This is a genomic window from Hypericibacter adhaerens, from assembly GCF_008728835.1.
Classification (GTDB): domain Bacteria; phylum Pseudomonadota; class Alphaproteobacteria; order Dongiales; family Dongiaceae; genus Hypericibacter; species Hypericibacter adhaerens.
In genome coordinates this window covers 5,463,987-5,485,723 of record NZ_CP042582.1, presented here as the reverse complement: position 1 = coordinate 5,485,723, position 21,737 = coordinate 5,463,987, and the positions used below count along the sequence as shown (strand labels likewise).

Genomic DNA, 21,737 nt, shown 5'->3' with positions numbered 1-21,737 from the left:
CGGCGCCCGCCGCTACTCGTTGCGAAGCTGCGGGGCGGCCGGCGTCGAGAGCGCGCGCCAGGTGCCGCCGAGCCCGATCAGCAGCGCCAGCGCGGCACCGCCCAGCGCGATGGCAATCGCGGCCGGCGCGGAGAAGCTCCATTCGCTGTCCATCGCATAGGTCACCAGCACCCAGGACGCGATCGAGCCCAGCAGGATCGCCAAGAGGCCGGTGACGAGCCCGAGCAGTCCCTGCTCCATGAGGAAGGCGCGCGCGAGATCGCGGCGCGTGGCGCCCAGCACCTTCAGCACCACCGCCTCGTAGATGCGCCGCCGCTCCTCGGCCAGCACGGCGCTGGCCAGCACCAGCAGGCCCGAGGCCAGCGCCAATCCCGCGGTGGCGGCGATGGCGGCACCCACGGCGCTCAGGAGACCGTCGACCGCGGCCAGCGCCTCCTTGACGCGGATGGTCGAGACATTGGGGAACGTCTCGCCGACATCGTGCGCCAGCATCGCTTCGCGCTCGGGCGGCAGGCTCGCGGTGGCGAGCCAGGTCGCCGGCGCGCCGGCGAAGCTGCCGGGCGAGAACACCATGACGAAATTGATGGTGAGGTCGGTCCAGCGGATCTGGCGGATGTTCGCGACCTCCGCCCCGATCTCGCGGCCCAGCACGCTGATGGTGATATGGTCGCCGGGCTTGAGCCCCAGCGCCGCCGCGGCCTCGGCCTCGAACGAGACCAGCGGCGGACCCTGATAGTCGGACGGCCACCATTGGCCTTCGACGAGCTTGCTGCCTTCGGGCAGCGTGTCGGACCAGGTCAGGCCGCGGTCGCCCTGCAGCACCCATTGCTGGTCCTTCGGCACGTCGAGCTGGTCGGCGGCGACGCCGTTCACGGCGGCGATGCGCCCGCGCAGCATCGGCACCTGGCGATAGGCCGAGACGCCCTGATAGTGGCTCACCAGGGCGCGGAACGGCTCCGCCTGATCCTGCTGGATGTCGATGAAGTAGAACGAGGGCGCCTGCGCCGGCAGGGTCTGCATGATCTGGCGATGCAGGCTGCCCTGCGCCAGGATCACCACCACCAGCACCGTCAGTCCCAGCCCCAGCGAGAGCACGACGCTCGTGGTGGGAGCGCCGGGCCGGGCGAGATTGGCCAGCGCCAGGCGCAGGGCCGGATGGCCCTGCTGCCGGCGGGCCAGATGGCGCGCCGCGCGCGCGAGCCCCTGCGCCAGGACGCGGAACAGCAGGTAGCACAAGGCCGCCGCGATCACGAACCCCGGCCCCAGCAGCCGGTCCGCCGAGACCAGCACGGCGAGGGCCGCGAGCAGCAGGCAGATTCCCGAAAGCCACAGCCGGTCCTTGAGATCGATCGATCGTGGTGCCGTGGCGCGGAAGAGCTCGGCCGCGGGCACGCGCCGGGCGCGCGCGAGCGGCAGGAAGGCGAAGGCGAGTGCCGCGAGAAGGCCCAGCGCCGCCGCTTCGGCCAGCGGCAGCGCATGGATCGCGGCGCGGAACGGCACGCTGAAATGCGCGGCCAGGAAGGGCGCGGCGATGAAGGGCGCGGCCGCCCCCGCCGCGAGGCCGATCGCCACGCCGCCCGCCGCGAGCCCCAGCACCAGCGCCAGATAGACGCGCGCCACGAGGCCGGCGCTGGCGCCGAGGCATTTCAAGGTCGCGATCGTCGCGCGCCGGCCCTCGAGATAGGCGCCCACCGCGTTGGCGACGCCGACACCGCCGATGAGGAGCGCCGCCAGGCCGACGAAATTGAGGAAGAGGGCGGCGCGGCGCGCGAAGCTCTTGATGCCGGGACCGGCATCGGCGGGCGTGCGAACGCGGAAATCGGAATTGGGGAATTCTGCGCGCACCGCCTTGGCCAGCGCTTCCGCGCCGATGCCGGCCTGGGGCGAGAGGGCGAGACGGGTCTCGTAATAGACCAGGCTTCCCGGCACCAGCAGACCGGTCGCCGGCAGCGCGTCCTCGCCGATCATCAGCCGCGGTCCCAGCGAGAAGACAGTGGCGCCGCGGTCGGGCTCGCTCACCAGGCGCGCGGTGAGGATGAAGGTCTCGGCACCGAGCGCGATGCGGTCGCCGATCCGGACGTTCAACCGGTCGAACAGCGCGGGATCGGCAACGCCGCCGCGCGCGCCCTCGCGCGAGGCGAGTGCCGCGGCCAGCGTTTGCGGCGGATCGAGCTGGACCTGTCCCACCATCGGATAAGGCGCATCGACCGCCTTGAGCTCGACCAGGAGCGGCGGCGCGTCGCCCGTGACGGGACGCACCATGCTGCGCGTCTCCACCAGCGTCGAAGTGGCACCTCGCGCCTGCAGGAAAGACAAGGTCTCGGGCTCCAGCGGGCGATAGACGCGGCGCAGCTCGAGATCGCCGCCCAGAAGCCGCGTCGCATCGGCGGCGATACCGGCCTCGAGGCTCGCCGACAGCGAGCCCACGGCCGCGACGATGGCCACGCCCAGCGCGAGGCAGGCGAGGAAGAGCCTGAAGCCGGCGATGCCGCCCCTGAGCTCGCGCCAGGCGAAGGTGAGCGCCAGGGCGTGCGACGTTCGCGCCGCGCGGTCCGGCCAGGCGAGGACGTCAGCCATGCGCGGCCGCTCCGCGGGGCTCCTGCCCGTCGACCAGCCGGCCTTCCACCAGCCGCAACCGCCGCTGGCAGCGGCGTGCCAGCGCCGGATCGTGGGTGATGAGGAGGAGGGTCGTGCCGCGCCGGTTCACCTCGGCGAACATGAGATCCATCACGGCATGGCCGGTGTCCGGATCGAGATTGCCGGTGGGTTCGTCCGCCAGCAGCAGCCGCGGTTCGCAGGCGAAGGCGCGGGCCAATGCGACTCGTTGTTGTTCGCCGCCGGAAAGCTCGCCCGGGTAATGCGACAGGCGCGGCTCGAGCCCCACCGCGGTCAGCTCTTCGCGCGCCCGGGCAAAGGCGTCGGGGCGTCCCGCAAGCTCCAGCGGCACAGCGACATTTTCGAGCGCGGTCATGGTCGCGATCAGATGGAAGCCCTGGAAGACGATGCCGACGCGATCGCGCCGGAAGCGGGCGAGCGCGTCTTCGCCGAGCGGCCCCAGTTCCACCTCGTCCACCACCACGCGGCCGCCGGTCGGCCGTTCCAACCCCGCTATCACCATCAGCATGCTGGTCTTGCCCGAGCCCGAGGGTCCTTCGACCGCGATCGTCTCGCCGGCTTCGACCGCGAGGTCGAGGCCGCGCAGCACGTTGACCTTTCGCTCATGGCTACCCAAACTCAATTCAATGGCCTGCAACCGAATCATGGGTCCTGCTTCTGCTGTGGCAGCCGCTTTTCGCGGCGGTAGGCGGCATTGCCGAACGGGCGCTGTGAATTGGCGGCGCCTATCGGGTGTCGCCCTGCTCTTCCTGGTTGTATCTCTTACGGTTTCGCCGGCCCGGGCCGAGAATCCGATCCGGATCCTGGCGCTCGGCGACAGCCTCACCTCGGGCTATGGCCTCGCCGATAGGGAAAGTTTTCCCTCGCAGCTCGAGCAGGCCTTGATCGCGGCCGGCGAGAAGGTGGCGCTGATCAATGGCGGTGTGGCGGGCGACACCTCGGCGGGCGGTCTGGCGCGGCTCGACTGGTCGCTCGCCGACAAGCCCGCGATCGTCATCCTCGAGTTCGGCGCGAATGACGGGTTGCGCGGGCTCGATCCCGCGGCGACACGTCGGAATCTCGCGGCGATGCTGACGCGTCTGACGCAAGACGGGATCCCGACCTTGCTCGTGGGCATGAAGGCGCCGCGCAATCTGGGCGCCGACTATGTCGCGGCCTTCGATCCGATCTACGAGGATCTGGCAAAGCAGTTCCAGCTGCCGCTCGATCCCTTCTTTCTCGACGGTGTCGCCGGCGACCCGGCACTCAACCAGAGCGATGGCATTCATCCGAACGCCGCCGGCGTGGCGGTGATCGTCAAGAGAATCGCGCCCGAAATCATCGCGCTCATCAAGGCGCGCAAGGACAATGGATCGGGCTGACGCGACGAAGGTGGGGAGGGGGATGGAATGGCTGTCTTTCGCGCCGCGCAAGCGGCCGGAGGCGATTGGAGGGAGCTGGTCGCTGAGATCTCGGAGCGGCTGGAAGGGGCGGCTCATGGCGACAATATCGGACTCCTCTATGCCACCGACTATATGGCGCGGCATCTGGGCGAGATTCTGACGGAACTTCGGCGACGCACGGGCATCGTCGATTGGGCCGGCACGGTCGGGATCGGAATCGGGGCCAAGCTCGCGGGCGAAACGGCGGTCGGCCATTTCGACCGCCCGGCGCTGGTGGCCATGGTGGGACGCCTGCCGCCCGACTCCTATCGTATTTTCGAACCGGTTCATGGCGGTTTCGGTGCCTTCCGCCGTCAATATGGGGATTGGCTGGCCCAAGCCCATCCCCTTCTGGGCATCGTCCATGGCGATCCGCGCAACCCGCTCACCGGCTCGATCGTCTCCGACCTGGCGAACGTCACCGGCAGCTTCCTGGTGGGCGGCATGACGGCGTCGCGGGCCGGCTATTTCCCGCAGGTCGCGCAGCGCGTGGTCGAGGGCGGCTTCTCGGGCGTGCTGTTCGGCACCGGGGTGGCGGCGTCGACCGGCTTCGCGCAGAGCTGCGCGCCCATCGGCCCGCCGCACCGCGTCACCAGCGCCGCGCGCAACCTGGTGATGCAGGTGGATGACCGCCCCGCGCTCGCGGTGCTGAAGGAGGAGCTGGCGCCGCATTCCGAGGTCAGCCTCGACCGGATCGGGTGGGATTGCTGCGCCGGGCTGGAGGACAGGGTCGGGCTCAATACCAGCCTGCTTGCCCATGGCATCATCAGCGTCGATCCCGATCGCGGCTGGCTGGCGCTCGACCGGATGGTCGATGCCGGCACGAGCCTGACCTTCATGCGCCTCTCGCGCGAGGCCGCCGAAACCAATCTGCGCACCATGCTGAAGGGCGTCGCCACGAGCTCGCCGCAGCGGGCGAAGGGAGCGGTCTATTTCTCCGGCGTGCGGCGCGGGCCGCCGCTGTTCGGCTCCGCCGAGCGCGAGTTCGCCATCATCGGCGACAGCCTGCCGGCGGTGCCGGTGATCGGGTTCTTCGGCGCGGGCGAGATCTGCTACAACCGCATCCACAGCTATACCGGCGTACTTACTCTGTTCTTCTGAGCCCGCGGCTCCGCGCCGATCGGGGCAGGGTTGCTGACGATCGGGTCAGGATGCCGGTGCCGGTTTCATTCTCCGGTTTCATTCTAATGACGATTCCCCGAATCGGCGCCGCGGGGCTATAAAGAGGGCGCTAGAGAGAGCCTTGAGTCGCCTGCCGAATCGCTTGAACAGATCATCCATCAGAGGGGGCTGGTCCGTTGCGCCTGTTCATCGCCCTCTCCCTGCCTGACGAGGTGCGGCTCGGATTGTCGCATCTCTGTTGCGGATTGCCCGGGGTGCGCTGGGTCGCACCCGAAAACTTCCACATCACGCTGCGCTTCATCGGCGAGGTCGATGGCGGCACCGCCGACGATATCGACGCGGCGCTGTGCGGCATCCGCGCGCCGTCCTTCACGCTCGAGCTCGGCGGCGTCGGCCATTTCGGCGACGATTCGAAGGTGCGTGCCGTCTGGGCGGGGGTGCGCTCCCAGCCGGCCCTGCAGCATCTTCACGACAAGATCGAATCGGCCGTGGTGCGCGCCGGCATCAGGCCGGACGGACAGCGCTTCAAGCCCCATGTGACCCTGGCGCGGCCCAACCAGCCGCCGCCGCCCTCGAAGATGCAGGCCTTCCTGGCGCAGCACGGGCTCTATCGCAGCCGGCCCTTCGAGGTCACGCATTTCACCATCTATTCGAGCTTCATCGGCGGCGAGGGTCCCTATTATCGCGCCGAATGCTCCTACGAGCTGGCGCGCGCGACCGTTCCGGCCAAATAGCGCATGAGCCCGTCGATGCCGGCATCGATCAGCCGGTAGCTCAGCCGATACTGCGCCTCCCCGCCGTAATAGGGATCGGGCACCTCGCGATAGCCGCAATCGGGCGCGTGCTCGAGCAGCAGGCCGACCCGGTCGCGGCTTCCGGCGGGCGCCAGGCGGCGCATGATCGCGAGATGGCCGCGATCCATGCCGAGCAGCAGGTCGAAGCGCTCGAAATCGGCGGACTCCAGCCGGCGGGCGCGCAGATCCTCGATCGCGACGCCGTGGCGCGCCGCTTCGGCGATCGCGCGCGGATCGGGCGGGTCCCCGACATGATAGCCCTCGGTGCCGGCGGAATCGCCCTCGAGGCTCTCGAGGAGCCCGGCCTCGCGGATGCGATGGCGGAACAGCCCTTCGGCCGTGGGCGAACGGCAGATATTGCCGGTGCAGACGAACAGAATCCGTTTCATGACGATGTCGCGGGGCACGCGGACGCTCATTTCCTGCAACGGTCCAGGCGACAGGCGGCTATGATGGGTGCCCGATCATGACAGCCAATATCGTCATTCTAACCGGCGCCGGCATCTCGAAGGAGTCCGGTCTCGAGACCTTCCGCGACGCGGACGGGATCTGGTCGCGGGTGCGTGTCGAGGACGTGGCGACACCCGAAGGCTTCGCGCGCGATCCGGTCCTGGTCCACAGCTTCTACAACGCCCGGCGCCGCCAGCTGCTGGCGAACGAGGTGGCGCCCAACCCGGCCCATCGGGCGCTGGCCCGGCTCGAGCGCGCCTGGGAGGGTGCCGGCGAGTTCCTGCTGGTGACGCAGAACATCGACGATCTCCACGAGCGCGCCGGCAGCGGGGCCGTCATCCATATGCATGGCGAGATGCTCAAGGCGCGCTGCCTCGCCTGCGATTGCGTGCTGCCCTGGCGCGAGGATCTCTCGGTCGAGACGCGCTGCCCCGCCTGCGGCGCTGCCGGCGGCTTGCGGCCCCATGTGGTCTGGTTCGGCGAGATGCCGCTCGAGATGGACCGCATCTTCGAGGCGCTGGGCCGCGCGGCCCTGTTCCTTTCCATCGGCACCTCGGGCAACGTCTATCCGGCCTCGGGCTTCGTCGAGCTGGCGCGGGCCGCGGGTGCCCATACGGTCGAGCTCAATCTCGAGCCCAGCGAGGGAGCGGATTTCTTCGCCGAGGCGCTGCACGGACCGGCGAGCGAGGTCGTGCCCTTCTATGTCGAGCGGCTGCTCGAGGCGGCGGCGCGACCGCGCTCCTGATGGCGGCCCGGCTCGAGACGCTTCTCAAGCAGGCAAGGGCTTGCGAGATCTGCGCGGCGGCGCTGCCGCATGGCTGCCGGCCGGTCTTGCGCGCCACGCGCAGCGCGCGCCTTCTGATCGTGGGCCAGGCGCCGGGGCGGCGCGTGCATGAGACCGGCATTCCCTGGAACGATCCCTCGGGCGACCGCTTGCGGAGCTGGCTCGAGATCGACCGCGAGCGCTTCTACGATGGGCGGCGGATCGCGATCGTGCCGATGGGGTTCTGCTATCCCGGCACCGACGATGCCGGCGCCGACCGGCCGCCGCGCCCCGAATGCGCGCCCACCTGGCATCCGCAGCTCGTGCCGCTGCTGAAGGAGGTGCGGCTCACGCTGCTCGTCGGCAGCTACGCGCAGGCCTTCTATCTCGCGGGCCGCCGGCAGGCCAGCATGACGGAAACGGTGCGCCGTTTCGCCGATCATCTGCCGCAGTTCCTGCCGCTGCCTCATCCCTCCTGGCGCAACACCGCCTGGATCAAGCGCAACCCCTGGTTCGAGCGCGAGCTGCTGCCGGTGCTGCGCCAGCGGGTGCGGAAGGTGCTGGAGGGGTAGGGCGCGCTGCTTCGCACCGCGCTTGTTCGGCGACCGAGCAGCTCCTTTCCTGGATTTCGGGCCGGCGCTCCTATCGTCATCCCCGCGAAAGCGGGGATCCATCTTGATCCGGCGCATCAAGCTTGGAGTTGGTTCCCCGCTTTCGCGGGGATGACGAGCGAGTGAAAGCGCCCGCTCTCGGACCTGTGGCCGGTGTCCAATGCCGCCTTCACGCCTGCGCGGAGTCGGCTTCCTCTTCGAGGCGCTCCATGTCCTCGTCGCTATAGCCGAAATGATGGCCGATCTCGTGGATCAGCACATGGCGCACGAGATGCTCGAGCTCCTCGCCGCTGTCGCACCAATAGTCGAGCAGCGGGCGGCGATAGAGGAAGATCATGTCGATATCGGTGACGATGTCGCTGACGCTCTTGGCGCCGAGCGGGCGCCCGCGATAGAGCCCGAGCAGGTCGAAGGGCGTCTCGAGCTCCATCTCCTCCTCGGTCTCGGCGTCGGGGAAATCCTCGACGCGGATGATGACCTCCTCGACATGGCGCGCCAGCTCCTCGGGGATGGTCTCGAAGGCGACAGCCGCGATCGCTTCGATCTCGGCCAGATCGGGGGCTGTGCCGAAGCGGCGGGGAGGCGGGGTCTCGTCAGCCATGGTTTCTCGCTCGGGTTCCGGCGGGCTTATCTTCATGTGACAGCCTCGATCCTGCCTGGGGCAAGGGTGAGGCCCGGGCTTACCGAGGATGTAGGATAGCCCCTGCCGGATCGTAACCGGGCCGCAGAAGGAGTTCCCCCATGATCGCCAAGCTCGAAGGGGCCGCGCGCGCCGCCGCCCTCAAGGATCTTCCCGGATGGAAGGAGGTCGCCGGCCGCGACGCCATCGAAAAGTCATTCAAGTTCAAGGATTTCAACGAGGCCTGGGGCTTCATGACCCGGGTCGCGCTGCTGGCGGAGCAGATGGATCACCATCCCGAGTGGTTCAATGTCTATAACCGCGTCGACGTCACCCTTTCGACGCATGATTGCAACGGCCTCTCGGAGCGCGACGTCAAGCTCGCCCGCGCCATCGGCCGGATCGCCACCTGACGGATCTGCGATCCGGCGTCAGCGCGGCGCCATGCGCAGCGCGCCGTCGAGGCGGATCACCTCGCCATTGATCGCCACGTTCTCGATGATGTGGAGACAGAGCCGCGAATATTCGTCGGCCCGCACCAGCCGGCTCGGATAGGGCATGGTGTCGGTCAGGCTCTTCTGAATCTCCGGCGGCAGGGTGAGCATCATCGGCGTCGCGACGAGGCCGGGCGCGATGGTGTTGACGCGGATGCCGCGGCCGGCGAGATCGCGCGCGGCGGGCAGCGTGAGGCCCACGATGCCGGCCTTGGAGGCCGCATAGGCGGCCTGGCCGATCTGGCCTTCGTAGGCGGCGACCGAGCTGGTCGAGATGATGACGCCGCGCTCGCCATCGGCCAGCGCCTCGGCGGCCGACATGTCGGCCGCCGCGAGCCGCATCATGTTGAAGGTGCCGATCAGGTTGATATTGATGACCTTGCTGAACTTCTCCAGCGCCAGCGGCCCGTCCTTGCCGACGATGCGGCCCGGGATGAGGATGCCCGCGACGTTGATCAGGATGCGCGCCGGCCCGTGGCGCTGGCGCGCGGCCTTCACCGCGGCTTCGCCCGCGGCCGCATCCGAGACGTCGGCGATCGCGGCGAAGCCGCCGATCTCCTTCGCCACAGCCTCGGCCGCCTCGCGGTTGACATCGACCAGCGTCACCTTGGCGCCGGCCCTGGCCAGATGGCGCGCCACGTCGGCGCCCATGCCCGAGCCGCCGCCGGTCACGATCGCTGCCTGTCCCTTGATCTCCATGGCCGTCGCCTCTCTTCCGAAAATGACAGATTTCCGCGCTTTTGAGCCCTGCCCGGCGTGCCCGTCGCGGCGGCGCAGGATGGCCAGAGGCGCCGCCGGCCGCAAGGGCGCAAAATAGCCCCGTCTTGCACAGGGGCTTAGGCGGGGCCATATGCCGCCCCATGACGATGCACGCTCCCCAGGGAAACCCCACCCTCGGCGCCGACGCCGGGGCGGTCGCGACCGGCACCGCTCTGGCGCCTTACGATCCCGCCAAGTTCCAACGCGACCAGGCCCGCGTGGCCAGGGGATTCTGGACCAAGCTGCGCCGCGTGGCGGGCAAGCTCCCCTTTCTCGATCTCCTGATCTCGGTCTATTACTGCGGGCTCGATCCGGCCACGCCGTTGCGCGCCAAGGCCACGATCATGGGAGCGCTGGCCTATTTCATCCTGCCGACGGACCTGATCCCGGATTTCTTCACCGGCATCGGCTTCATCGACGACGCGACCGTGCTCTATGCGGCCGCGCGCACCGTCGCCGACCATATCAAGCCTGCCCATCGCGAGCGCGCGAAGGCGCTGATCCAGCGCAAGCTGGCCGACGCGCCCGTCGATCAGGCCCCTTCGGCCTGAACTAGGAAGCCGCCGCGCCGCCGGTCGCGGTCGCAGCTTCTGCCGCCTTGGCGCGCCGGACCCGGGCTTCGCGCCGCGCGATATAGATCGTCGAGGCGACGATGATGGCGGCCCCCGCCACGGTCCAGAGATCGACCGTCTCGGCGAAGGCGAGATAGCCGGCGATACCGGCGAACAGCAGGCGCAGATAGTCGATCGGCGCCACGACCGACGCCTCGCCCGCGCGATAAGCCCGGATCCAGAAGGATTGCGACAGGGCGCCCAGCACGCCGATCAGGATCAGCAGCGACCATTCGAGCGCCGTCGGCCATTGCCAGACGAAGAGGGCCGGCGGCAGCGCCGCGATGGTCGAGAACACGCCGAAATAGAACATCATGCCGAGGGCCGTCTCGCCCGGCGGCAGGCGCTTCACCAGCGTGATCAGGAAGGCGATCGAGAGCGAGTCCATGAGCGCGAAGAGGGCCGCGGAGTTGAAGGTCTCGGCGCCCGGCCGCACCATCACCAGCACGCCCACGAAGCCCACCAGCGTCGCGGTCCAGCGCCGCCAGCGCACGATCTCGTGCAGCACGACCACGGCGAGGATGGTCGCGAACAGGGGCCGCGTGAAGCTCAGCGCCGTATAGGAGGCGAGCGGGATGCGCGCGATCGCGTAATAGCTCGCGAACATCGAGATCAGGCCGAAGAGCCCGCGCAGCGCATGGATCTTGAGCGAGCGGGTCTGCAGCACGTCGATGCCATAGGCGCCGACCAGCGGCAGGATCGCGATGAAGCCGATCAGGCAGCGGAAGAAGGCGATCTGGAAGCTGTCGAGCCGATGGCCCAGGATCCGGATCGCGATCGCCATCACCGTGAAGATCAGGCCCGAGGCGATCATCCAGAGGGCGCCCCGGACATTGCCCGAAAGCCCCATCCAGCGCTGCTCGAGGGCCTGCGGCACCACCCTCATCGGCCGGCCCGCAGCTTGGTGGCGATGCGCGGCGAGGGAACCGTGGGCTCGTCGGGCAATCCCGAGGCGAGGGCCGCGGCCGGCAGGGCGTCGATCCGGGCCTCGCGCCGCGCGATATAGACGGCCGCCGCCGCGATGATGGCGCTGCCGAGCCAGGTCCAGCCGTCCGGCACCTCGGCGAAGAAGATCCAGCCGATGGCGGCGGCGAAGACGAGGCGCGCATAGTCGTAGGGCATGAGCGAGGAGGCGTCGGCGAGCCGGAGCGCGCGCACGAAGCTCATATGGCCCATCGAGCCGGCGAAGCCCATCGTCAGCAGCAGCGGCCAGAGCGAGGCCGGCGGCCACTGCCAGACGAAGAGCGCCGGGACCAGCGACATCGGCGTCATGATCAGCACCATGATGGTGACGACGGCGCTGGTCGATTCGCTGCGGGCGAGCTGCTTGGTGAAGATGATGCCCATGGCGCCCAAGGCCGAGGAGGCGAGCGCGAAGAGCGCGCCGGCGCTGACGGCGTCGGCGCCGGGCCTCAGGATCACCAGCACGCCGGCGAAGCCCACCATGATCGCGGTCCAGCGCCGCGCCCGCACCTGCTCGCCGAGGAAGAGGGCCGCCAGCATCGTGGCGAAGAGCGGCGAGGCGAAGCTGAGGGCGATGGCGTCGGCGAAGGGCAGGAGCTTCAGCGCCCAGAACCAGGCGAACATGGAAAGCAGCCCGACCGTGGTGCGGCCCAGATAGAGCCTGATGCGCGGCAGGGTCAGCGCCTCGAGCCCCGCCTTGTGGATCCAGGGCAGCATGAAGACGAGCCCGAACAGGTTGCGGAAGAACACCGCCTGCAGCGGGTGCAGCGCGCGGGAGGCCTCGCGGATGAAGGCGTTGAGGATCGCGAACAGCAGGCAGGCCAGGATCATCCACAGCGTGGCGCGAACCGGCTGCGGCAGCCGGCCCGCCGCCTCGGCAAGCTGGGACAGGAAGGCGGGAGGGGTCGGCAGCAGGCCCATGATTCGACGGCAATGAAGATGCGGCCACCCTAACCGTTCGGTTAGGGTGGCGCCATGGCTCGAAGGCAGGAGGCGGCGGGAAGCGGCCGATGTCGCAGCCGCCCGGCTCGATACCGCCGCCGCGCTTGCCTTGAGGGGCCGCCCGGGCGAAGAATCGCGGCGCTTTGCCCGGGTCGATCCGGCCGGCCAAGGCCTTGTCTCTCACGGAAAAAAGCGATCCGTCCCATGACCTCATCGACCTCGACCTCCGATGCCGCCCAGCCGATCTGGCGCCCGAGCGCCCAGCGTCTGGCCGCGGCCAACCTGACCGGCTTCCGCAGCCGGGCGGAGGCGCGGTGGAAGGTGGCGCTGCCCGATTACGACGCGCTCTGGCGCTGGTCGGTCGATCATCGCGGCCGGTTCTGGCTCTCGGTCTGGGAGGAAGCGGGGATCGTCGGCGACGGCCCCGGCCGGACGGTGCTGGCGGATGGCGACCGCATGCCGGGGGCGCGGTTCTTCCCCGAGGCGAAGCTGAACTATGCCGAGAACCTGCTGCGCAAGCGCGACGACGGCGACGCGCTGGTGTTCTGGGGCGAGGACCGCGTCAAGCGGCGCATGAGCCATGCCGAGCTCTACGACCTGGTCTCGCGGCTGGCGGCCGCCATGCGCGCGATGGGCGTCAAGCCGGGCGACCGGGTCGCGGGCTTCGTGCCCAACATGCCCGAGACCATCGCCGCCACGCTCGCCACCGCCTCGATCGGCGCCATCTGGTCCTCCTGCTCGCCCGATTTCGGCGCGCAAGGGGTGCTCGACCGCTTCGGCCAGATCGAGCCCAAGCTCCTCTTCACCGCCGACGGCTATCTCTATGGCGGCAAGAGCTTCGATTCGCTGGCGCGCGTCGCCGAGTTCCTGCCGAAGCTGCCCTCGGTCGAGCGTGTGGTGGTGCTGCCCTATGCGGGCGGCGGCGCCCTGCCGGCCAAGGCGGTGACGCTCGCGGACTTCGTGGCCCCCCACCAGGCGGGGGAGATCCGCTTCGAGCGCCTGCCCTTCAACCATCCGCTCTTCATCATGTATTCCTCGGGCACCACGGGCGTGCCCAAATGCATCGTCCATGGCGCCGGCGGCACGCTGATCCAGCATCTCAAGGAGCACCGCCTCCACAGCGACATCCGCGAGGGCACGCGGATGTTCTATTTCACGACCTGCGGCTGGATGATGTGGAACTGGCTGGTGACGGGGCTGGCCTCGGGCGCCACGCTCCTGCTCTATGACGGCTCGCCCTTCCATCCCACCGGCAACATCCTGTTCGATTTCGCGGCGGCCGAGCGCTGCGAGTTCTTCGGCACCTCGGCCAAGTTCATCGATGCCTGCAACAAGGCGGGGCTCAAGCCGATCGAGACCCATGACCTGAAGGCGCTCAGGACCATCGCCTCGACGGGCTCGCCGCTGCTGCCCGAGGGCTTCGATTACGTCTATTCGCATATCAAGAAGGATCTCTGCCTCTCCTCGATCTCGGGCGGCACCGACATCGTCTCCTGCTTCGTGCTGGGCAACCCGACCGGCCCCGTCTGGCGCGGCGAGATCCAGGCGCGGGGCCTGGGCATGGGAGTCGAGGTCTGGAACGACGAGGGCAAGCCCGTGGTGGAAGAGAAGGGCGAGCTGGTCTGCACCAGGCCCTTCCCCTCGATGCCGGTCGGGTTCTGGAACGATCCCGACGGCGCCAAGTACCGGAAGGCCTATTTCGAACGCTTCCCCAACATCTGGTGCCATGGCGACTATGCCGAGATCACGCGCCATGGCGGCATGATCATCTATGGCCGCTCCGACGCGGTGCTCAATCCGGGCGGCGTGCGCATCGGCACGGCCGAGATCTACCGCCAGGTGGAACAACTCCCCGAGGTGGTGGAGAGCATCGTCATCGGCCAGGACTGGGACGGCGATGTGCGGGTCGTGCTGTTCGTGCGGCTCAAGGAGGGCCTCACGCTCGACGACGCCCTGGCCGACAGGATCAAGCGCCAGATCCGCGCCAACACCACGCCGCGCCATGTGCCGGCGAGGATTCTCCAGGTGACCGACATCCCGCGCACCAAGAGCGGCAAGATCACCGAGCTCGCGGTGCGCGACATGGTCCATGGCCGCGCCATCAAGAACAAGGAAGCGCTGGCCAATCCCGAGGCGCTGGAGCTCTATCGGGACCGGAAGGAGCTGCGGGAGTAGCTCTCCCGTCACCCCCGCGAAAGCGGGGGCCCATGTCGATGCCGCGCTCTGACCTATCGGTGGATCCCCGCTTTCGCGGGGATGACGGGGGAGGGGGCGAGCGGCGCTCGTAGAATCTCTCGCGCTAGCCCGCTTTCGGCAGCGTCACGCCGATCATGGTGTCGCGCGTGACCAGGCCCGCGAGCTTTTCCTCGCTCCAGCCTTCGGTGCCGGCGGGTCTCAGCGGGAGGACGATGTAGCGCAGCTCGGCGGTCGAATCGTGGACGCGAACCGCGGTCGTGGCGGCGAGCTCGGTGCCGAATTCCTTCAGGACCGCGCGCGGCTCGCGCACGGCGCGCTTGCGGTAGTCGGCGCTCTTGTACCAGGCGGGCGGCAGGCCCAGCAGCGCCCGGGGATAGCAGGAGCAGAGCGTGCAGACGATGAGGTTGTGGAGCGCGGGCTTGTCCTCGACGACGGTGAGCCGCATGCCGTCGAGCTCGATGCCGAGCTCAGCGCAGGCCTTGGGCCCGTCCGCCAGCAGCCGCGCCTTGTAGGCCGGATCGCTCCAGGCCTTCGCCACCACCTTTGCCCCCAGATGCGGTCCGCGCGCATCCATGCGCTCGATCTGGGCGCGGATCTCGTCGGCGCCGAGCACGCCCTTCTCGATCAGCAGCTCGCGCAGCGCCACTGCCATGAGCTGATAGTGGCCGGTCGGCGGCGGATCGTCGGGCTGGAACGGGTGGCGCTGCGGCGCTGATCCGGCGGGGTGGTGATGGTCATGATCGTGATCATGAGTATGGCTCATCGCATCCTCTCCCACTCACGCCGGCTCGAGCCAGTTGGCGTAGATCTCGATCTCGATGCTGTCGCTGTCGGGGCCGTCATAACCGGGCCAGATCTCCTGCTGGCGGAAGCGCACGCGATAGAGCGGCAGGGCCGGAAGGCCGGAGCGGGCGAAGGCGCGCTCCTCGGCATTGACGCAGTCGCCGCAATCGCGCTCGATCACGCCCGCCGCACCGCGGATATAGATCGGCGTGCGGATATGGCCGGGCGGAAAGGCGCGGCGCACCCGCACCGCCTGGCCGGGCTTGAAGCGTTTCACGCTGAGGCGCGCCGCTGGCGTCATTGCCGGCCCTCGGCCTCGATCTCGGCCATCCGCTTGCCCAGCTCGTCGGCGGTGATGACGCCGCGCTGCATCAGGTTCCAGGCGATCGAGGCGGTCCAGCGCTCGTAATAGGACATGGCCGTATAGGCCTCGGCACCCAGCCGCTCGATCGCGTTGCGCAGCTCGTCGACGCTGAAGACGCCCTTGCGCGTCAAGAGCACGAGCAGCGCATCGACACGTTTTTCCCACAGGCTGACCGCATGCTCGTGCCGGTCGACCGGGCCGCCGGGCAGCCCGCCCATGTCATGGACCCCGCGCGCAAGCTCCGGGACGTCGTCGCTGGGAAAGCCCGTCATGATCGGCGCCTCGTGAACTAGCAGCGGGGACAGAATGCTTTCGATCCAGCCACTAGGACGTTGTCGGTGCTGGGACTGGATTGATTCTCAGTCGACACAATTCAGACTCGAGGAAATCTCGGTCACAATCCTGACCGGTCTCAATCGACTTGATTGTGCCATTGGCGAATGCCGCATGGTAGCTGAAAGCCATTTGCAAGCTTCTCGGAAACTGCAGCTCATTTCCGTTGTTCAGCTCGAATCTGCCCAAGCCAAAAGCAGAGAGAGCGATGCGCAGCTCCTTCTCGTCCGAGAACTCCTTTGCTTTGATAAAGGTGTAGCAAATCGGATTGGGCAGAACGGGAACATTGGCCCTATGACTGTTCCAATCGACGTAATCAACCAGCCCATAGTTGATCGAGAAAATCTGGTGGCAACGTGCGCCATCAGCGATGAGCGCCGCTTGGTTGGGCGAGAGGGTACTGTTGAGCGTCGCCCGAAGTTTGCCAAAGTCGAAAACGAGGCAAACCTTGCCCTTGTTACCGTCGGTCGCGTAGTTATTCCAAATAAAGGCGGAGTTTTCCGTCGAAAAGCAGGACGCATAGGTCCGCGCGCGCGACTGGTCGTAGTAGTGCGCAGCCGAGAACTCTGGCGATTTCTCAAACCTGGCTGCCGCGTTGCCTTGCCGATCACCTGGCAATTGCTCGCCATCATGATGGTCGGCCCCTTGAAAATCGAAGTAGCTGTCGACGCGATTGAAGTGAAGATAGCGGCCTTCAATCGATCGGATGAGATTCTCCAGCGTCATCATCTTGTAGAGCAACTGATCCTCGGAAGGCACGGACAGCAGGTGCGCATGCGGCTCGATATCGCCGGAAATGGCGATCTCGGGACTAGGCAACACATCATCCTTCAACATCAGGCCCCCTTGGCGGTGCCACGACTTGACGGTTGCATTTGGGATGTATCCTGCCCGGCTGCAAGCGCGTGGTTTTCGGAATTCGTTGGCGTTTCTTTCCGCGCCTCACGGCCCGATCGCAGCCGCGGCTTCGCGCCGGATCCAGTCGCGGAAGGCCGCGAGCTTCGGGCGCTCGAAGGCGCCGGGCGGCGCCACCAGGAAATAACCGTAGTCGGTCGGCAGGCTGGTCTTGAAAGGCCGGATCAGCCGGCCCGCCGCGAGATCGTCGCTGACGAGCGCACCCGGCGAGAGCGCCACGCCCAGCCCGTCGATCGCGGCCTGGATCATCAGGTTCGAATAGTTGAAGGCGAGCGTGCGGTTGGGGCGGATATGGCCGACGCCGGCCGCGGCGAGCCAGCCGCCCCAGGCATCCTCGCGCCAGTCGTAATCGATCAGCAGCGTGTGGTTGGCGAGGTCCTCGGGTTTCTGCAGCGGCGGGGTGCCGGTCAGGAGCGCCGGGCTGCAGACCGGGAACCAGTCATGGCGCATCAGCTTGTCGACCACGAGGCCCGGCCAGTTGCCGCGCCCATAGCGCACCGCGAGATCGATATCGTCGCGCGCGAAATCGACCAGCTTCTCGCTCGCCGTGATGCGCACATCGATGTCGGGATATTCCTGGCGGAAGGTGCGCAGGCGCGGCACCAGCCATTTCGCCGCGAAGGAAGGCAGCGTGCTCACCGTGAGCGGCCCTGCGCTCTCGCGCCGCTTGAGCTGGCGCGAAGCCTCGCCCAGCCGGTCGAAAGCCTCCATCACCGGCTTCAGATAGGCCTGGCCCGCGTCGGTCAGGATCACCTGGCGGTTGGCGCGCCGGAACAGCCGCACGCCCAGCCATTCCTCGAGCGCCTTGATCTGGTGGCTGACGGCGCTGTGCGTCACATGCAGCTCGTCGGCGGCCCGGCTGAAGGAGAGGAGGCGGGCGGCCACCGAGAAATACTGGATCGATTTCAAAGGGGGAAGCCGCTCGGCCATGGCCCCGGAATGTCCCAATACATGTGAGTAGGGCTAACAGAACCTATGAGAAACTATCGTTTGCGGTGTTCGGCCGCAAGCGTCATGTTGAGGCCCATGAAACAAGGGCGGAAGGGGTTTTGACGACCCTGTCAACAGCCCGGCCCTCTGTGAAAGGAATGAAGAAATGATGACCGAATCTCTAGAGTGCCGGGTGGGGCTCGAGGATGGTCGCAATCAGTCCCGTTCCCTTTCCCTGAAGAACAAAACCCTGTCCTTGAAGACGGCGGGCGACTGGCTGGTCCGCGTGACCGACGCCCTCCTGGCCTGGCAGTACCGGGCCCATGAGCGCTCCCACCTGATGACCCTGGACGACCGCATGTTGCGCGATATCGGGCTCGCGCGGGCCGATGTGGAGAACGAGGCTGGCAAGCCCTTCTGGCGTCCCTGAGGGGAGGTCCCCCGTCGTGGCAGACCTCCCCTACTTCCGCCGGCTGGCCCGCTATAATCGCTGGGCCAACCGGCGGCTTTATTCTGCCTGCGCGGAACTCTCGCCCGCCGACTGGGCGGCTCCGCGGGCCGGCTTCTTCCCCTCCCTGCAGAAGACCCTCAATCACATCCTGGTCGGCGACCGGGTGTGGCTCTCCCGATTCGAGCAGGTCGAGCTGGTGCATCGGCGCCTCGACGAGCTGCCCTATCCGGAATTTTCTGCGTTGAGACCTGCGCGCGAGGCCGAGGACGAGCGGATTGTCACCTATACAGAGACCCTGGATCCTGACCGCCTCGACAGCGATCTGCGTTACCGCAACATGGCCGGCGAAGCCCAGCTGACGCCGCTGCGTTGGGCGATCGCGCATTTCTTCAACCACCAGGCCCACCATCGCGGCCAGGCCCACGCGATGCTCTCGGGCACGCGGCTTACGCCGCCCTCGCTCGACATGATCATGTTCCTGAGAGAAGAGCTGCCGGCGGCGTGACGTCGGGCGCCATCAGGCGTCCGGCGCTTCTGCTTCCTCGATCGCCGCCCGCGCTCCTTTCGTCACCCCCGCGAAAGCGGGGGTCCATATCGATCCAGCGGTGTCGCTTGATGGTTGGATCCCCGCTTTCGCGGGGATGACGGTGGCTATGGACGCGGAGCAGCGATCGCTACGCTGCCCGCTGCTAAACCGGCCGGCTCTGCCAATATTCCCAGACGCTCGCGGGCGGCAGGTTAGCGAAGACGCGCTCGGCGACGCGGCCCACCAGGCCGAAATGGCGACGCGCGATCGGGGAGAAGGGGCCGTAGGTGAACTGGATCAGCGGCCCGCCCTGGCCCATCACCTTGAGCGCTTCCTCGACGATCTTGCGCTGCACGGGCTTGCTCATGGAGAGCAGCGGCAGGCCCGACACCACGGCGCGCACCGGCGGCAGATTCATCGGCGCCAGGATGTGCGACAGATCGGTGGCGTCGCCGAGAATCACATGCACGGCAGGAAACTGCTTGCGCAGCAGCGCATGGAGCGTGGGATCGCGCTCGATCACGATCAGGTCATCGGGCGCGATGCCGGTCTCGAGCAACCCGCGCGTGACGACGCCGGTGCCGCCGCCGAGCTCCACCACCGGCCCCAGGCCGTCGATCGGCACCAGCCGGGCCATGGCGAGAGCGAGCTCGCGGCTCGAGGGTGCGATGGCGCCCAGCCGGAGCGGATTGCGAATCCAGAGCTTGAGCCAGGTGAGGAGATGGGACGACATGAGGAGAATCGAGGAACCGTCTGCAGAATGGCAAGCTTTGACGACAGCTCTATTACATGGGGGCGGTTTCGGCGCTGCACCAGAGGGCATCCGCCTCAAGCCGGCGGGCCGGTATGCCTGAGGAACAACCGGTTCAGCGAATTAAAAAGCCGATAGGTTTGGGCAAACTCGGCCGCGAAATGGGCAGGCGTCCAGCGCTTGGAATCCTGGCCCGCGAGCAGGGCCTCGATCTCGGCCAGGCTGCGCCGCCCGTTGATCGCCGCCAGGATCGGCCCCATGCCCGCGCCGGTCGGGAACCGGGTCTCGAATCCGTCGGCCGCCACCGTGAGCCGGCCGCCGGGCTTGAGCCCGCGCGCGATCTCGATGCCGGGCGCACCTTTGAGGATCGGCACCGCCGTCGGGTCGGGCATGGCCACCGCGGCGGCAGCGCGCGTCTTCGGCACGGCATAGGCGATGTGGATCTTGAGATTGCCGGCCAGGAGCTCGGCGGCCTCGGCGCGTCGCCAGCGGTCCATCGCGTTCAAGGGTGCCAGCAGCTTCGGGTCGGCGAGATAGCTCGCGGGATCGTAGCGCCAGGGCTCGATCAGCGCGGTCGGCGCCAGCCCGGCCGCGTCGATCATGGCGATGAGCTCGCCGACGCGATAGGCGCGGTCGCGCGCGTGCAGCAGCAAGTCGTGGATCCCCGCATCGCCGGCGCGTAAGTGATCGCCCAGCGCGGGGTTGCGCGCGAAGAGATTGGTCGCGGGCAATTGGCGCAGCAACCGCTTCGCCGTCTCGATGCGCCGCTCGGCCGGGTCGCCGCCGCCCAGCATCCGCAGCAGTTCCTGCATCGGATAGACGCCCGAGCGTCCGAGCTCGCCATAGACCATGAGGCCGATGCCGCCCTCGAGCGACAGCGACTGTGCCAGGATGCGCAGGCCCGCGGCGGGATCGGCGAGGTGATGGAGCACGCCGCAGCAATCGATATAGTCGAAGCGCCCCAGCCCCAGCCGCGGCAGGCTCTCGATGGCGGCGTGATGGAAGGTCACGCTGGTCAGCTCGCGCGCGCGGATGCGTGCCTCGGCGATGTTGCGCGAGGCGTGGCTCAGATCGAGATAATGGATCTCGGCCGGGCAGCCGATGTCGGCGAGCTGCTGCGCCAGCATGACGAGCCCGTCGCCCGTGCCGCCGCCGGCGACGAGCGCCTTGAACGGTTCGCGCCAGTCGCGGCGCCCGGCGAAGACATAATGATCGATCTCGAGGCGATGGCTGGGCGAGCCCTCGATCAGCCGCTTCGCCTCGTCGCGCGGATCGCGCGGCGGATAGGGATAGGCCTCGTACTGGTCGCGGACGCGATCCTCGCTCATCAGGCTCAGCCGCGGCCCGTGATGAGCACCACCTTGCCGGTGGCGCGCCGCGAGGTCAGGAGCTCGAGCGCGGTCGCGGCCTCGGCCAGATCGAAGCGGTTCGAGATCAGCGGCTTGAGCTTGCCCTCGCGATGCCAGGCGAAGAGCTTGTGGAAGGAGGTCTCGACCAGCGCCGGCTGCTTGCGCCGGTAGGACCCCCAATAGATCCCCAGCGCCGCCAGGTTCTTCACCAGCAGATAATTGGCCGGGATCTGCGGCACGCCGCCGCCGGCGAAACCGACGATGAGAAGGCGGCCGCCCCAGTTGGTGCATTTGAGCGCCTGGTCGAAGAGATCGCCGCCGACCGGGTCATAGACCACATCGACGCCGCCGCCGTCGCAGATCTCCTTGACGCGCTGGCGCAGCGTCTCGGTCTTGTAGTCGATCAGATGATCGGCGCCATGGGCCCTGGCGATGGCGAGCTTCTCGGGTCCCCCGGCGCAGGCGATCACGGTGGCCCCCATCGCCTTGCCGATCTCGACCGCGGTGAGCCCGACGCCGCCCGAGGCACCCAGCACCAGCAACCGTTCGCCGGGCTCGAGCGCCGCGCGCTCGTCGAGCGCGATATGCGAGGTGCCATAGGCGATGGCGAAGGCGGCGGCCGTGGCGAAATCCATCTGCGGCGGGATCGGGAAGCAGTCGGCCTCGCGCGCCAGCGCCTGTTCCGCATAGCCGCCCTGGTCCAGCACCGCCATCACGCGATCGCCTTGTTTCACCCGGCGCACCTGGGCGCCGACGGCAAGCACCCGTCCCGCCACCTCGAAGCCCGGCACGAAAGGCGGCAGCGGCCGCTCCTGGTATTTGCCGGCGATGATCAGTGAATCGGCGAAATTGAGCCCGGCGGCGGCGACCTCGATCAGGACCTGGTCGGGTTCGGTGACGGCCGGGTCCGGCCGCTCGCCGAGCGCCAGCTGGTCGAGCCCGCCCCAGGCGCGCGCTTCCACCACGCGCATCGC

General features: G+C 68.2%; 25 protein-coding genes. 10 read left to right on the top strand and 15 right to left on the bottom strand.

Going from position 1 to position 21,737, the window contains the following annotated elements:
- Window positions 1-12: 12 nt before the first annotated feature.
- Complete coding sequence (locus FRZ61_RS24575; RefSeq protein WP_151120288.1) at window positions 13-2,577, bottom strand: ABC transporter permease; 2,565 nt, start codon at window positions 2,575-2,577, stop codon at window positions 13-15.
- Window positions 2,570-3,205: an ABC transporter ATP-binding protein gene (locus FRZ61_RS24570; RefSeq protein WP_318526353.1), complete on the bottom strand. Its 636-nt coding sequence runs from the start codon at window positions 3,203-3,205 to the stop codon at window positions 2,570-2,572. Before FRZ61_RS24570 ends, FRZ61_RS24575 begins: the two co-directional genes overlap by 8 nt.
- A 121-nt stretch (window positions 3,206-3,326) precedes the next feature.
- On the opposite strand from FRZ61_RS24570, the gene FRZ61_RS24565 reads away from it, so the two are divergent.
- The 3 genes from FRZ61_RS24565 to thpR all read left to right on the top strand — a co-directional run bounded on the left by FRZ61_RS24565 (window position 3,327) and on the right by thpR (window position 5,893).
- Window positions 3,327-3,977: an arylesterase gene (locus tag FRZ61_RS24565; protein WP_225308991.1), complete on the top strand. Its 651-nt coding sequence runs from the start codon at window positions 3,327-3,329 to the stop codon at window positions 3,975-3,977.
- A 27-nt stretch (window positions 3,978-4,004) separates the two neighbouring features.
- Window positions 4,005-5,138 carry an FIST signal transduction protein gene (locus FRZ61_RS24560; protein ID WP_151120284.1) on the top strand — a complete coding sequence of 378 codons (1,134 nt, stop codon included), beginning with the start codon at window positions 4,005-4,007 and terminating at the stop codon, window positions 5,136-5,138.
- 197 nt (window positions 5,139-5,335) lie between these two features.
- The gene (gene thpR / locus FRZ61_RS24555; RefSeq protein WP_151120282.1) at window positions 5,336-5,893 is read left to right on the top strand and encodes an RNA 2',3'-cyclic phosphodiesterase; all 558 of its coding nucleotides are present in this window, start codon (window positions 5,336-5,338) and stop codon (window positions 5,891-5,893) included.
- On the opposite strand, the gene FRZ61_RS24550 is transcribed toward thpR, so the two are convergent.
- On the bottom strand, window positions 5,857-6,360 hold the full coding sequence (locus tag FRZ61_RS24550) for a low molecular weight protein-tyrosine-phosphatase (RefSeq protein ID WP_225308990.1): 504 nt from the start codon (window positions 6,358-6,360) through the stop codon (window positions 5,857-5,859). The two genes, thpR and FRZ61_RS24550, sit on opposite strands and share 37 nt — an antisense overlap.
- A 59-nt stretch (window positions 6,361-6,419) precedes the next feature.
- Between FRZ61_RS24550 and cobB the strand changes: the two genes are divergently transcribed.
- Both cobB and FRZ61_RS24540 read left to right on the top strand, forming a co-directional pair.
- On the top strand, window positions 6,420-7,148 hold the full coding sequence (gene cobB, locus FRZ61_RS24545) for a Sir2 family NAD+-dependent deacetylase (protein ID WP_151120280.1): 729 nt from the start codon (window positions 6,420-6,422) through the stop codon (window positions 7,146-7,148).
- The gene (locus tag FRZ61_RS24540) at window positions 7,148-7,738 is read left to right on the top strand and encodes a uracil-DNA glycosylase family protein (RefSeq protein WP_151120278.1); all 591 of its coding nucleotides are present in this window, start codon (window positions 7,148-7,150) and stop codon (window positions 7,736-7,738) included. Before cobB ends, FRZ61_RS24540 begins: the two co-directional genes overlap by 1 nt.
- Before the next feature lie 208 nt (window positions 7,739-7,946).
- On the opposite strand, the gene FRZ61_RS24535 is transcribed toward FRZ61_RS24540, so the two are convergent.
- Complete coding sequence (locus tag FRZ61_RS24535) at window positions 7,947-8,378, bottom strand: metallopeptidase family protein (RefSeq protein WP_151120277.1); 432 nt, start codon at window positions 8,376-8,378, stop codon at window positions 7,947-7,949.
- 140 nt (window positions 8,379-8,518) lie between these two features.
- On the opposite strand from FRZ61_RS24535, the gene FRZ61_RS24530 reads away from it, so the two are divergent.
- The gene (locus tag FRZ61_RS24530; protein WP_151120275.1) at window positions 8,519-8,809 is read left to right on the top strand and encodes a 4a-hydroxytetrahydrobiopterin dehydratase; all 291 of its coding nucleotides are present in this window, start codon (window positions 8,519-8,521) and stop codon (window positions 8,807-8,809) included.
- A gap of 18 nt (window positions 8,810-8,827) precedes the next feature.
- On the opposite strand, the gene FRZ61_RS24525 is transcribed toward FRZ61_RS24530, so the two are convergent.
- Window positions 8,828-9,589: an SDR family NAD(P)-dependent oxidoreductase gene (locus FRZ61_RS24525; protein WP_151120273.1), complete on the bottom strand. Its 762-nt coding sequence runs from the start codon at window positions 9,587-9,589 to the stop codon at window positions 8,828-8,830.
- A 161-nt stretch (window positions 9,590-9,750) separates the two neighbouring features.
- Between FRZ61_RS24525 and FRZ61_RS24520 the strand changes: the two genes are divergently transcribed.
- Window positions 9,751-10,200, top strand: a complete 450-nt coding sequence (locus tag FRZ61_RS24520) for a YkvA family protein (protein ID WP_151120271.1) — start codon at window positions 9,751-9,753, stop codon at window positions 10,198-10,200.
- 1 nt (window position 10,201) lies between these two features.
- On the opposite strand, the gene FRZ61_RS24515 is transcribed toward FRZ61_RS24520, so the two are convergent.
- Both FRZ61_RS24515 and FRZ61_RS24510 read right to left on the bottom strand, forming a co-directional pair.
- A complete protein-coding gene (locus tag FRZ61_RS24515) occupies window positions 10,202-11,146 on the bottom strand; it encodes a DMT family transporter (protein ID WP_151120269.1) in 945 nt (314 codons plus the stop codon).
- Window positions 11,143-12,144 carry a DMT family transporter gene (locus FRZ61_RS24510; RefSeq protein ID WP_151120267.1) on the bottom strand — a complete coding sequence of 334 codons (1,002 nt, stop codon included), beginning with the start codon at window positions 12,142-12,144 and terminating at the stop codon, window positions 11,143-11,145. The genes FRZ61_RS24515 and FRZ61_RS24510 overlap by 4 nt, the downstream gene beginning before the upstream one ends.
- Before the next feature lie 225 nt (window positions 12,145-12,369).
- Between FRZ61_RS24510 and FRZ61_RS24505 the strand changes: the two genes are divergently transcribed.
- Entirely contained in the window at window positions 12,370-14,340 is a 1,971-nt protein-coding gene (locus FRZ61_RS24505; protein WP_151120265.1) for an acetoacetate--CoA ligase, read from the top strand.
- A gap of 124 nt (window positions 14,341-14,464) precedes the next feature.
- Here FRZ61_RS24505 and nthA read toward each other — a convergent pair whose 3' ends face one another.
- The 5 genes from nthA to FRZ61_RS24480 form a co-directional block, all read right to left on the bottom strand.
- Window positions 14,465-15,124, bottom strand: coding sequence for a nitrile hydratase subunit alpha (gene nthA, locus FRZ61_RS24500; protein ID WP_151120264.1), 660 nt, complete (start codon window positions 15,122-15,124; stop codon window positions 14,465-14,467).
- 15 nt (window positions 15,125-15,139) lie between these two features.
- Complete coding sequence (locus tag FRZ61_RS26860) at window positions 15,140-15,445, bottom strand: SH3-like domain-containing protein (protein ID WP_151120263.1); 306 nt, start codon at window positions 15,443-15,445, stop codon at window positions 15,140-15,142.
- Window positions 15,442-15,780 carry a nitrile hydratase subunit beta gene (locus tag FRZ61_RS26855; protein ID WP_263641745.1) on the bottom strand — a complete coding sequence of 113 codons (339 nt, stop codon included), beginning with the start codon at window positions 15,778-15,780 and terminating at the stop codon, window positions 15,442-15,444. Before FRZ61_RS26855 ends, FRZ61_RS26860 begins: the two co-directional genes overlap by 4 nt.
- Before the next feature lie 52 nt (window positions 15,781-15,832).
- A complete protein-coding gene (locus FRZ61_RS24485; RefSeq protein ID WP_151120262.1) occupies window positions 15,833-16,678 on the bottom strand; it encodes a DUF2971 domain-containing protein in 846 nt (281 codons plus the stop codon).
- 105 nt (window positions 16,679-16,783) lie between these two features.
- Window positions 16,784-17,686, bottom strand: a complete 903-nt coding sequence (locus tag FRZ61_RS24480; RefSeq protein ID WP_151120261.1) for a transcriptional regulator GcvA — start codon at window positions 17,684-17,686, stop codon at window positions 16,784-16,786.
- 169 nt (window positions 17,687-17,855) lie between these two features.
- Between FRZ61_RS24480 and FRZ61_RS24475 the strand changes: the two genes are divergently transcribed.
- Both FRZ61_RS24475 and FRZ61_RS24470 read left to right on the top strand, forming a co-directional pair.
- Window positions 17,856-18,116, top strand: coding sequence for a DUF1127 domain-containing protein (locus FRZ61_RS24475; RefSeq protein WP_151120971.1), 261 nt, complete (start codon window positions 17,856-17,858; stop codon window positions 18,114-18,116).
- Window positions 18,117-18,132: 16 nt separating this feature from the next.
- A complete protein-coding gene (locus FRZ61_RS24470) occupies window positions 18,133-18,642 on the top strand; it encodes a DinB family protein (protein ID WP_151120260.1) in 510 nt (169 codons plus the stop codon).
- Between the two features lie 184 nt (window positions 18,643-18,826).
- Here FRZ61_RS24470 and FRZ61_RS24465 read toward each other — a convergent pair whose 3' ends face one another.
- From FRZ61_RS24465 to FRZ61_RS24455, 3 genes are all read right to left on the bottom strand, one after another.
- Window positions 18,827-19,396 carry a class I SAM-dependent methyltransferase gene (locus FRZ61_RS24465; RefSeq protein ID WP_151120259.1) on the bottom strand — a complete coding sequence of 190 codons (570 nt, stop codon included), beginning with the start codon at window positions 19,394-19,396 and terminating at the stop codon, window positions 18,827-18,829.
- 95 nt (window positions 19,397-19,491) lie between these two features.
- Window positions 19,492-20,742 carry a class I SAM-dependent methyltransferase gene (locus FRZ61_RS24460; protein WP_151120258.1) on the bottom strand — a complete coding sequence of 417 codons (1,251 nt, stop codon included), beginning with the start codon at window positions 20,740-20,742 and terminating at the stop codon, window positions 19,492-19,494.
- 5 nt (window positions 20,743-20,747) lie between these two features.
- Window positions 20,748-21,734, bottom strand: coding sequence for an NADPH:quinone oxidoreductase family protein (locus FRZ61_RS24455; RefSeq protein ID WP_151120257.1), 987 nt, complete (start codon window positions 21,732-21,734; stop codon window positions 20,748-20,750).
- Between the last annotated feature and the right edge of the window lie 3 nt (window positions 21,735-21,737).